This is a genomic window from Gimesia aquarii (genome assembly GCF_007748175.1).
Classification (GTDB): domain Bacteria; phylum Planctomycetota; class Planctomycetia; order Planctomycetales; family Planctomycetaceae; genus Gimesia; species Gimesia aquarii_A.
In genome coordinates, this window is record NZ_CP037422.1 from 6,779,952 (window position 1) to 6,791,611 (window position 11,660).

The 11,660-nt window shown below is 44.9% G+C and carries 8 protein-coding genes; 2 read left to right on the top strand and 6 right to left on the bottom strand.

Going from position 1 to position 11,660, the window contains the following annotated elements; translation table 11 throughout:
- The coding region (locus V202x_RS25640; protein ID WP_197993096.1) for a formylglycine-generating enzyme family protein at positions 1-1,306 on the top strand (1,306 nt) is incomplete at its 5' end.
- 52 nt (positions 1,307-1,358) lie between these two features.
- Here the strand turns inward: V202x_RS25640 and V202x_RS25645 are convergent.
- The 5 genes from V202x_RS25645 to V202x_RS25665 form a co-directional block, all read right to left on the bottom strand.
- Positions 1,359-2,120: a hypothetical protein gene (locus tag V202x_RS25645; protein WP_145179665.1), complete on the bottom strand. Its 762-nt coding sequence runs from the start codon at positions 2,118-2,120 to the stop codon at positions 1,359-1,361.
- Between the two features lie 170 nt (positions 2,121-2,290).
- A complete protein-coding gene (locus V202x_RS25650) occupies positions 2,291-3,283 on the bottom strand; it encodes a DUF1559 domain-containing protein (protein WP_145179667.1) in 993 nt (330 codons plus the stop codon).
- A gap of 779 nt (positions 3,284-4,062) precedes the next feature.
- Positions 4,063-4,701 carry a hypothetical protein gene (locus V202x_RS25655; RefSeq protein ID WP_145179669.1) on the bottom strand — a complete coding sequence of 213 codons (639 nt, stop codon included), beginning with the start codon at positions 4,699-4,701 and terminating at the stop codon, positions 4,063-4,065.
- Between the two features lie 66 nt (positions 4,702-4,767).
- The gene (locus V202x_RS25660) at positions 4,768-4,914 is read right to left on the bottom strand and encodes a type II secretion system protein (RefSeq protein WP_197993097.1); all 147 of its coding nucleotides are present in this window, start codon (positions 4,912-4,914) and stop codon (positions 4,768-4,770) included.
- Between the two features lie 347 nt (positions 4,915-5,261).
- Positions 5,262-5,627, bottom strand: coding sequence for a hypothetical protein (locus V202x_RS25665; protein WP_145179671.1), 366 nt, complete (start codon positions 5,625-5,627; stop codon positions 5,262-5,264).
- 503 nt (positions 5,628-6,130) lie between these two features.
- On the opposite strand from V202x_RS25665, the gene V202x_RS25670 reads away from it, so the two are divergent.
- Entirely contained in the window at positions 6,131-7,648 is a 1,518-nt protein-coding gene (locus V202x_RS25670) for a sulfatase (RefSeq protein WP_145179673.1), read from the top strand.
- Positions 7,649-7,726: 78 nt separating this feature from the next.
- On the opposite strand, the gene V202x_RS25675 is transcribed toward V202x_RS25670, so the two are convergent.
- Positions 7,727-11,497 (bottom strand): tetratricopeptide repeat protein, encoded by a 3,771-nt coding sequence (locus V202x_RS25675; RefSeq protein ID WP_145179675.1) that lies wholly within the window; start codon positions 11,495-11,497, stop codon positions 7,727-7,729.
- Positions 11,498-11,660: the final 163 nt, after the last annotated feature.

The window sequence follows — 11,660 nt, forward strand, 5'->3', positions numbered from 1 at the left end:
GGAGACCATCTGTCTCAAAGCCATTTCCAAACAAAAACGAGATCGCTATCAAACCGCGAGTGAGATGGCCGCGGATTTGAAACGCTTTCTCGATAATGAACCGATTCAGTCGCGGCGTGTTTCTGTGTTAGGTCGACTCTGGCGAAAAATCAAGCAGAGGCCGATTGTCTATAGTCTCTCAACAAGTGTTTCTTGCCTTTTCATATTCTTGGCTTTTCAGGTCCTTTTTCCCACTCCTACTGTTTCAGCTGACACTCCGATTGTGACGTTAAACACAGAACCGGAAGGCGCTAAGGTTGCGTTTATCCCCCTCAGCAAAAAAAACGGCGAACCGCTGCCTGAACAGATCATTCATGCTGAAGGAACTTCACCTGTAACACTACCGCTGGAACCGGGTGATTATCTGGTGGTGGCTTACTTTAATGACGAGTGGTTCCACGAAGTCTACCGGCATGTACCGGATAAACATGAAGGCATACCTGAAAATTTTGCACATCGAAGATTTAGCCGAGACAAACGTCACCACAACTATATCATACTTCCATCAATTAAGATTCGAAGATTAAAAGAGGTCACGAAGGATATGGCGTACCTTGAGGGTCCAAATCGAGCGTCCTTTGGAGGGGATAGTAGATACGCTCTGCCTCAGCACGACCGGAGCATGCCTGGTTTTTGGATGGATTCCAAAGAGCTTTCCGTAGAAATATTCACAAGGTTATTCGAAATGAATCCAAATCTACAGCCTACTGGTAGAGAAGGTCCTGATTATGCAGTATTGCTCCAGTATGATATGGCCGTTAACTTAGCCGAAAAACAAGGCAAACGTCTACCCACAGAATTTGAATGGGTGTATGCAGCCACGCAAGCAGGAAAGACTCGCTTTTCCTGGGGAAACCAATTACCCGAGGAAGTACAGTTGAATCAGGAACAGTTCTTACCAGTTGGCTATCCCTTGTTTGATCAGTTGCCAACGACTCCTCCCATATTTGGCCTCTGTTCCAATGTGGCAGAATGGACTTGTACCCAGGTTTACTTTCATTCCGATAAGAAATTAGAATTTTCAAATGAAACTCCGACTTCTTTAAGAAACTATCGTGTCGTACGAGGTGGCAGTGACTCGGTTATCTTTGACGGGAATCCCACCGTGGATAGTCAGAGTCGTGATCCACGATTACGGTCCTTTGTGCATCGTGGTCAAACTCACGCAGGATTAGGTGTGCGGTGTGTGAAGAGCGCTCGTCCCCGACTGACGATAGATGATTTTGTTTCAAGTCCACATCAAGAGAAAAACAAACCCCAGAATTAAAATCCTGAGGCTCGTTGAGAATTCTCTCTCAGATTTGATCTGATTCTTTTACTTAGGGAGCCAGAAAAACAATTGCATATGTTTTTTTATTAGGATCTGTAGGTTCTATAGGATCTAACACAATCGCTTCTCGTGCATTATTTGGATCTTTCAGTTGATAAGGGTTTGGTTCTATTCGACTGGATGGCACATCCCTTGCTTCAAAACCAACAAAAATAATTCGTGGATCATCAAGTGCGTAATTCCAAGTTAAGCTATCAGCTGGCCCTTTTGGTAGCCTACCACTATGGTAGTCCACGAAAATCTTATTGAAATCAATTTTAATGGTGAATAGCTTGACTATGATCTCCTTTTGACCGCTAGGTTTAGTGACCATCACCTTAATAAATCTTGGATCAATATCTTTGCATAGAGTATATCTTGAATCAAAAATCGGGTCTGACTGATAGTGAATTGCTTCATTTATTATGGGAACAGGGTCTGCGTCTTCTACCCTATATCTAGAAGTATTAAGACAATTGCTTCCTGTGCAACTACCTGTCTGACATATGCCATAAGTATATCCTGATCCCGGTAAGAAAACAGGAACTGGATTCTGACAAGTTAAACTAGGATGTGAAGGAACGGGATGTGTTTCACCAATCCAAAAGGTTCCGACATCAAGCAAAGCACAAGTGCAAGGAGGAGCCGGGGGGACTGGCGCACAGGGCACACAGGGTACACAGCGCCGGTTATGCTTCCAGGGTTTCTTCTTGGCAAAGAGTGTGGTGCTGAATAACAATAAAAAACACAAACCGATACAAAAACGCTTCATAACTTTCTCCATTAAAACTATAGACAGAAAATAGGGGCGAACATTACACTTAGAACGCCCTGAATAGAATGGGAGCTGCGCTCCCGACGATAGCGATAGAATTTTTCTGACTTGCGCTGAGAATGAGCACTTAGTGCATGAGATCGAGAGAGTAATTTAACTGTTTGTTGCTAAAATTCTCCGATGGATTGGCCGTCGTCGCGGACAGCCAATTGTTTCAATGTGGTCAGATTGATGTTTTCACTAATGAAGCGAACAGAACCATCTGCCAACAGGACCATGACTCCTCCTTCATGAGCGGAAGCAAGGGGATTGTTCGGACCATGGTTATTGTGAACACCCGGTTGATCATAGCTTGAGTTGGGTGAATAGCGAATCGTCGTGATGTTGAAACAAGGAGGTGGAAAGGCTAGATTCGTCGGTTCATAATGGGGAGGTGTTCCATTTCCGAATGTCCCTGTAACCCAGCTCATGGGGAATGCACCACCCACATGTTGCTTATCACCGTTATTGTCAAGCACAAAGTTGGATGCTTCGCCAATGACGATCGTGTTGGATGTTCCATCGGTGATGTCTCTGGATTTGATATTGGCATTGGGAATTAGCACTCCATCTGCGGAGAGAATCCCATCAGGTGGGCTGATCGGCGCACAGCATGGAGAAACTCGGTCGGCTTTAAACCCATCCTCATTCGAGGCACCTGAGATCCCCACATACGAAGGCTGCATATGTCTAAAAAATCCCATGGGATGAGTTTCATCTAACGGACTGGACGGACATCGCATCGTCTGGATGATCACACCATCCAGTAAGGGACCATTCCTTACCCACGGCAAAAGGGGCAAACCATTCTGGATTGAATCATGATCAAACTGCTGATAGAGATTTCCTTGATCAAGGGCAGGTAATAAACCGGGCCAGAATGAGAGGCCAAATCCACTCTGTGATCGTGCACCAATGGGAAAGGACTTATGACTGGCATGGTAATTGTGAAGCGCGAGACCAATTTGTTTCAGATTGTTTCGGCATTGTGTTCGCCTTGCTGCTTCGCGGGCCTGCATGATGGCAGGTAAAAGTAGAGCAATGAGTAAGGCAATAATCGAAATTGCTACGAGTAGTTCAATCAGTGTGAATCCGCGTCGAGGTCTGTGATCATTCAACATTTCATGGGCCCTTTGGTTGAAAATCTGGTTGTGGTACTTCGTATAGATGCCTGCTGATCATTTCACCCTAGAAAATTATTTTCTGAAATCAACAAAATAATCATAAATGTCCCCTACTATCTAGTTGTTTCAGCTAAACACCCCATATTGCACATAGGAACACTTTCGAGTTTTGCATCTATTTTCTAACAGACAAACCGCGAGTGAGGACATTTTCTGCTCACTCAGAATCAAGAATCTTGAGTCATTTCGAATTTTCGTAACTGGTTTTGTGTCTTCTATATAATTCAATACACTGTGCTATTTGTATAGAAAACATGGCCCGTAAATACTGATCAAAGAATGGAACCTGATGTGGAAATTCCCAAGCGGCGATTCATCTTTGAAAAGTTTCATACACAGACAAGTTGAAACCGTAGTTGCGGTATTCTGATGAATCCCAATACGGCTGATAATGTGTTAGGGGATTTTGAAACAGGAACGGGACGCATTGCTGACTTGGAAAGTCGGTGATTGGCTCATTGTGAGGATTTGCGTTATCAGTTCTTGCTGTAAAGAACCGGCACTGGTGATGCGTTGAGTCTAATGAATTAATCAGGGTCTTTTTATGGTTCTTGAAACCGTTTCGAGATATTGTAACTGATTTTTTTGCTATGGTAATTCGTTTGATGAATCAAATCTTTGTCTCTAACCTCGTTCTTTATTAGAGAAAGAAAAAACGAACCTTAGGCTCCATCATAAGCCTAAGGTTCGTTCATAATAACAAATTGAAATATGTGTTACTTTTGTGCTGAGGCTAGAAAGACTATTCCTTTACGCAAACCAAAATCAATGATTGCTTCCCTTGCGTTGTGTTTTATTGGTTTAAATGTCTTAATTGCTTTTAGATTGTCATCTGGTAGTCCGGTAGTTTCATAGCCAACAATTAAAAATTGGGATGATCCGCGGAGTGGGTTCACTTTAAGATTATGGTCATGGGCTATTTGTTTGACATTAACCACGACGGTGAAAATTTTGACATAGGTTTCTTTATCATTAATCTTTAACTTGACGAATTTTGGATCTACGAATCGCGCGTATTTAGGATCTGGAAAAGGATTTCCTAAAGGGGGGATTGGCTCTTTTAAAAGTGGAGCATTTTCACTTACTAACGGTACGCCGACACAGCCCGCTCCCGTGCAGGTTTCTGGCAAGCATATACCGTAATCCCAGTCTGATCCTGGTAAGAAGACAGGCACTGGCGATAGACAATTACTACCTGCTTCATGTTGTTCTCCAATCCAAAAAAGTCCTAAATCAATCAATGGACATACACACGGAAAGCTCTTAAGATTTTCATCCTGACATGCCTTGTCTTCTCCGAATACGAATGGATTGAATAAAACCAGGGCACACAAAAACATACTGAACCGTTTCATTGTTTTCTCCTTCAAACTACATACAGAGAGTCTAGGCGGACTTTACACATAGTTCGCCCTGAATAGTTAGCCGAGCCCGCAACGAGTTGAACCAATCTGACAATATTGATTCACAAATGAAGCACGCAGAGCGATCAGTAAGGCAAGAATTGAGATTGCTACGAGTAGTTCAATCAGTGTAAATGCACGGCGAGACCTGTGATCAATCAACATTTCATTGGCCCTTTAGTAGAAAATCGGGTAGTGATACTTCGTATTGATGCTCATTGAAGATTATGAATCTTGATCTGTTTCAAATTTTCGTAACTGGCTTTGTACCTTCTGGACAATTCAGCAAACTGTGCTATTTGTATAGAGAGCACGACCCATAAACACTGATCAAAGAATGGGGCCTGATGTGGAGATTCCCAAGCGGGGATTTGTCTTTGAAGAGGTTCATACGAAGACAAGCTGGAACCGCAGTTGCAATATTCTTATGAATCAGTCAGTGTGCTTCTATAGCCCGCCAGAAAAAAAGAGAACGCTGCAAGACAGCGCCCTCTTTGGAAATCAATTCGGCGTCAGTCGCAGCCAATTTCAAACTCTGTCACTTCGCCTTCGCACTGTTGATACGATGCTTCAAAATGAACATGGTAACAAATTTTTTGCTTTGAACATGCGGGGGCTCGCTTAGTCAAGATCACAATTTCCCTTTGTGCTTTCCCACCTGGCGGGATGTCACCAAACCATCGGTCGTCTGGAACAACTTCGATCCCAGGCACATGTCCTCCAACAAGACCGATCGTCGCGATAACATTTTTTGCAGTGACACATTCACTCCTATTTCGAATTGTAACAATATATTTTGTGTCGTCGTCTGGTTCTAGTGTGCAATCAGTCATAGAAGCTGTAGCGGTCAAGATATCGTAAAAACAATTTGCCATCATACTTTCCTTTAGTTTTTTCAAGGGGACTAAAATTAGTTGACCTCTGCGGAATAACCATTTTGTCAGGTCTTTTGAGAGTTCCAGACAGAGGAAGACACATTCTGTTATCAATCAAAGGAGGTTAAACGGCATATGACATCGCTCACTCAGTCAAGAGATAGAACCCGTTTTCTCGCCATGATTCATTTGTTGTCTGGTTGCAACCGACACTTGGTAAACCGCAATCGGCTGAAGAACACAATCAGCTATTTGTGAAATTTGTTTCGATTTTTTTAATTGCACTGAATCTAGTTGCTGGAAGTCCCATTCCATTTCTATATTGATCCGTAGAAGCAATGGGCACGAGCGCTGGTAATGCAGGATCTCAGTGAGAAAGGACAGTAGTAAGTTCGGCTGTTCCCGCTGACTACTAGAGATGGTATACTCAGCAAATACGAAACTGGAGACAAGCACACGTCTCTACGATCACTTTTCTTTAACGGTTTTAATCCACCATTAAACTGATGCTGAATTCGCTACGAACCTGTATTGTCGTCATCCTGGCGATTTGCTGGCAGCCAGTCGGTGCGTCCGCAGCCGATCAGCCGAATATCTTGATGATCGTGGTTGATGATCTGCGGCCTATGCTGGGTTGCTATGGTGATCCGCGTGCGCAGACGCCGAACATCGATCGACTGGCGGCACGTGGTGTTGTCTTTGAGCGCGCCTACTGCCAGTATGCCAAATGCGGACCTTCGCGGCTTTCGATGATGACCGGACTGCGGCCTGATACCATCGGCGTCTTTGACCATCGCAATGATTCGGCAACACGATTCCGAAAACGTCGTCCCGATGCCGTTTCCATGGCGCGCTGGTTGAAGGATCACGGATATCAGACTCGGGGTTTGGGTAAGATCTACCACGATGGTTGGAATGTAGAGTCAGACTGGTCGAGCCCCGCCTTTCCCGGAAGGGACAGGGAGATGTGGGAGATCTTCGACCAATCAAACCCTGCAGGACCGACGATTGTGGCCGAACGCTTTGCCTGTCCGGTGATGCAAAACCCGGATGTTCCCGACAATCACTTCTTCGCCGGTCGTATGACGGATGAAGCGATTCGTACCTTGCACAAACAGAAGCTGGGGAAACCACTGTTTCTCGCCGTGGGATATCGCCGTCCTCATCTCCCCTTCATTGCACCACAGCGATATTACGATCTCCACCAACCCGACAATTCGTGGCTCGCGCAAAACCAAAATCCGCCACACAATTCCCCTGTGATGGCATGGTTTAATTCTGATGGTTACGTTAAAGCGGCGCTACGTGCAAAGCTCACAATGCCGAACCCACCCAGTCGCGAAGAGGGTCCCTTATGGAATGGTTACGAAATGCGGAGTTATCTGGGGGCCCCCAATCAGGGTCTGATTGACCTAGAAATGCAGCTTAAACTTCTGCAGGCCTATGCTGCCTGCGTGAGTTATGTCGATGCTCAGATTGGAAAACTGTTAGACGAACTTGAGCAGACGGATCGTCTGTCAAATACGATCATCGTCTTATGTTCCGATCATGGCTGGCATCTCGGCGAGCAGAGTGCCTGGAGCAAAATGACGAACTTTGAAATCGCCACCCGCGTGCCATTCCTCATTGTCGCTCCTGGAATCAAACCAGGCCGCACGCGCAATCTCGCAGAATTGGTAGATCTCTACCCTACAATCTGCGAACTGACAGGACTCACAAAGCCACCACACCTCGAAGGCAAAAGTCAGGTCCCCTCATTGCGGCAACCTGAGCAGAACAGAAAGTCCGTTGCACTCAGTCAGCACACACGCTTCCGCGAGAAATACATGGGCCGTGCGCTCCGCACAGACCGCTACCGTTTTGTGTCCTGGTTCAAGAAGAAGAACGGCCACATTGTTGAGCGCGAACTGTATGATCATCAAACCGACCCGCTGGAAACACAAAACATCGCCGGAGATCCAAATCAGGCTGTTCGCGTGAAAAAACTGGAGGCACAACTTCGGCAATCATTCAGATTGCCGTAATGTATTCACTGATTTCAATTGCTTTCGTTCTTCCGGAACTTCTCCGACAATGTTACTTAAAGAAGCCGCAATAGGAAGCTATTTTTTCTTTGAAGAACGCCGATACGGTTTCCTCTCGCTGAACAGCCTGACTCTCTGACTTGCTTTGCCTTTCTGCTTTTCAGGGGCAAGTAACACAGCCTGTTTTTGCGTCTCAATGGCTTTTTCGAATTGACCAGTTTCTGCATAAGCGATTGCCAAAGCGCCATAATTCACCCAGAACTTTATCGGCAGTAGCTCTAAAGATTGCTGCGCGTGCTTGAGCGCCAGGGAACCATCGCGAATTTCTTCTCTTTCACAAGCCGCCAATAAAAAAACCAGGCTGTGATGTGGTAACCAATACTCAGGTTCTATTTTGATTGCTTTTTTGTAATCAGAAATGGCTTCGGCGTAATTTTCCAATGATTCATTAGCCTGTGCTCGATGTGTCAGAGCGATGACAAGGTCAGGTTTTAACTCCAGAATTTCGTCGATTTTTTTGATCGCACTTTCCAATTTCTCCGTATTTTTCAAATATAAAGCCTTATGCAAAAGCAACACCGCCTGACCGTAATCGGCATCCATTTCCATGGTACGGCGTGCTCCGATCTTCTTATTCTGTGTGCGTAGATGATGAACAGCCAATACACAATTATATTTCACAAACATCGGAGATGTGGCTGCCAGTTGCAGATATTTTTCTGCCAATTCGCTTTGGCCCCGCTGCTCTAAAAACTTCCCGGCAAAATAATAATAGTTTGTGGGACTCCCGTTTGATACCTGAGCGATTAGTGATTGGAAACAAATTGGTCTCCAGTCAGTTGAATCTTGTTTCTGTAAATTGCGCTGGAATAGATTAGAAAGTTCAGCCTTCGCAAAGTCTTTGTTCCATTGTTGCGATACCTGTTTTAGTAGATTATCGCGCTGGTCTGTAAATTCAAGTTCATCAGCGAGCAAAGCCGCATGCAAACCACAGTAGGCGTCTCTGTATTTCTTGAAAGCGGTTTGGAAAATATCGAATGCTTGTTTTTTAGCTCCCTGAATAGTCTGGAATACACCAATTTGCATTCTCAGATCAAGATTATTTACATCAGGATTTGCCAGGAGATATTTCTCGGCCAACTGACGAGCCGATTCAATATCTCCCTGGCCGGTTCGCACACACCAGAAGTACCAATCAGCAGCACTGGATTTGTACCGCATCGAACAAGCTCTCCGAAACGCTTCCGCCTGTTTCAGATCGCCAAGCCCCTCGTAACATTTGGCAGCACATTGTAATCCCCATCCTGAATAGGTCGCGGCTGCTTTCATCGCATACGGCTTCGCCAGTTCCCATTCGCCACGCTCCATGTGATAGTGTGCCAGTTTGCTCTGGATGAGAGGATTTCGAAGGCCTGTTGAAGGAAGTTCGAGTGCTTTTTCCAATGTTTTCTTCCACTTCTCCGTCTCACCACGATTTTTGTAGATATTTGCCAGAGTTGTATATGACTGATAATCAGGGACGATTGCAATTCGACGTTGAAGAAGTTCCTCTGCTTTGGCATCGTTATAATCTGCGAGATGTCTATTAACTAAGGCCGTTAAAACAACGGGGTTCTTTCCATATTTCTCCATTAACTCAGCATTGTGTTTTTCGACATATTCTCTGTTTGTATCGATGTTTAAGGCCACAGTTTGCGGCATGTGAGGGCTGACTCTCAGAAGTAATCCAGCAAACATGCTATTTTGCTCTTGTCGATTCTCAGAAACCAGTTCTTTTAAACAAAGTACTCGGCGGAATAGATCCTGGTACACAAAATCAACGTTCTCAACCGCTTCCATATAAAGTTTATTGTATGCTTGTGAGTTTAATTTATAGTTACTATTGAAAATCATCGGAAATGAATTGAACTCCAGTTCGTGGGGGTCGTGAGACTGGAGTAACTTCTCATAAGCGGCTTTCGCTTCATCTGGGTTCGATGAATAGCTTTCAATAAACTGCTCATAAGGATGCCCTTTGACCAAAGGTCGCGATTGTGAAAGAACGTCATCAGCATTGACTCTGAGATTCCCAGTTAGGAGTTTCAGTTTCCGATGTGTATGTAGAAAAGAGATTTCCTGGAGTAATTGTCCCAGACCATTCAATGATGGTTCCATTGCCTTTGATTCGGAATCTTTCAGGAAATCAATCACTTGAACCCGTAACTGAGGTTCGCTGATCAAATTAAATGGAGTCGACAAATATTTTTCGATAGGAGCTTTGCCTGAATCAGGAAGATGACCCTCTAACAGTTTTCGGTAAATCTGTGGCCAGAGTGTGTCCAGGCGCTGTTCGGTGACCACCCTCAGAATCCCCAGGGAGTTTACCTCACAAAGTCGATCCATCGCCCGGCAGCAGGCCGGTTCCAGTTCAAGCAATTGCTCAGTAATGGTCAGCATCTGCTTTTCATTAGCAACAGGATCTGTCAGCAGGCTACTCAAATAAATTGCCAGATGTTTGGTATCCTCATTTTTAACAGCTTTGTCCAAAACATCAGGCTTGTAAACGCAATACGCATCAATCAGATCAACCCAATCGGGAAGAGGTCGTTTATTCTCAGAGTTTTCACTTTTTACTGATCGAATGACTTCGATATCTGTCAGCGCACTCCGATGACGCCCTGCGAAGGCTCGTGCATAGGCACGATGTGCCAATGCCCAGGGTGAATCCTCTCTGCGTGCCGTCAGCCGTTCTGCGTACAACAACGCCCGAGCCTTGAAGACCTTATGAGCAGGACTCCAAAGCGATTCGGTCAAACTGCCAAGATTGGCATAAGCCCGCACCAGCACAGCTAAACGTTCGGGGGATTCACCCTCATTTTCGATCGCTGCATGCATATCCTGGATCACAGTATATTGTGAGACCAAGTTCCATTCGTTCAATCGTTGTAGCGACGTGTCTGGAATAGTTGATGCTTCAATCCACTGAGGAGCCTTACCTGTGTAACCTGCCTGTTTCAATGCATCGACAAAGTCTTTGCGGGAAAACTCTTCTGTTTTTTCTATTAAAACCTCGAAACCGAGTTCTTGTGGTAGAATAAAGGGTTCGGAATACCAGTGAAAAGGAGGCTTGTTTTTGTAAGGACGCTCTAAATCGATAGTCACCTCCCGGCTGGGATCAATCTGCGTGATCAGCTTCAGAGGGAAAGTTTCAGGATTGTCAATTAAAAGAACCTCACCTCGCAAGGACGCATCGCGTGTCTTCAAGCCAAGCCCCTCTCGAGCGCCAATCAAGAAAGCCTGTCGTACGATTTCTCTTGTGAGCATTCCCTTCATATTGGGATACTGAGATTCGAGTTTGTCAGTCTTCAGGACTGCCACATTCTCAAATTTCGAGCTCAGACCGTTTTCCGGAAGGGCCGGTCGATGAACCAACGGCTTCGAAGATTCGGCTTTTAAATTCTTATCATCGAACTGTTCAACATCAGTCTCCAGAGAAAGGACTTCTCCATCGATTCCGACCGAGATTTGAATCGCATAAGTTCGAAACAAACTGAACCAGCGATATTGCAATTGCTTTCCGCTTTGAGTCAGCCGTTCATCCCCATACGGAAATCCTTTCACCATCGCTTTGGCGTCTTTGAGTAAAAACTCTTTGCCGTCTGCTTCCTGAGCGATGCGGTTTTGCATTTCAGTTAGCGTATTGCTGTAACCATAGCGGGCATTCACTTCGAGAAGAACCACAATCAGAGCAACGGAAATCAATCCCCAAACGATGACACGTTCCAGAGGCGATCGCTTTTTTTTATTGACGGTTTGCTTATTCTCAGAATTGAATTCTGAAGGGGTCGCATTCTGTTTTGAGTCCGCCATTGTTATTACTCCGAAATGAGTGATTCTCGTGAACGACGTATGAGATCGAGGCTGAGTGCTCTATTGTCTACTTAGCACCCATCATATCGGTGAAAATATTGTGGATCCACAAGTTTCACCAAATTTTTAAGCTTCTTTATATTCTAAGAATCACAGGAAGTCA

What these genes read in the sequence shown, in the direction of transcription:
- V202x_RS25645 (WP_145179665.1), bottom strand. Translation starts at nt 2,120, where the DNA reads ATGAAGCGTTTTTGTATCGGTTTGTGTTTTTTATTGTTATTCAGCACC.
- V202x_RS25670 (WP_145179673.1), top strand. Translation starts at nt 6,131, where the DNA reads ATGCTGAATTCGCTACGAACCTGTATTGTCGTCATCCTGGCGATTTGC.
- V202x_RS25655 (WP_145179669.1), bottom strand. Translation starts at nt 4,701, where the DNA reads ATGAAACGGTTCAGTATGTTTTTGTGTGCCCTGGTTTTATTCAATCCA.
- V202x_RS25675 (WP_145179675.1), bottom strand. Translation starts at nt 11,497, where the DNA reads ATGGCGGACTCAAAACAGAATGCGACCCCTTCAGAATTCAATTCTGAG.
- V202x_RS25665 (WP_145179671.1), bottom strand. Translation starts at nt 5,627, where the DNA reads ATGATGGCAAATTGTTTTTACGATATCTTGACCGCTACAGCTTCTATG.
- V202x_RS25660 (WP_197993097.1), bottom strand. Translation starts at nt 4,914, where the DNA reads ATGTTGATTGATCACAGGTCTCGCCGTGCATTTACACTGATTGAACTA.
- V202x_RS25650 (WP_145179667.1), bottom strand. Translation starts at nt 3,283, where the DNA reads ATGTTGAATGATCACAGACCTCGACGCGGATTCACACTGATTGAACTA.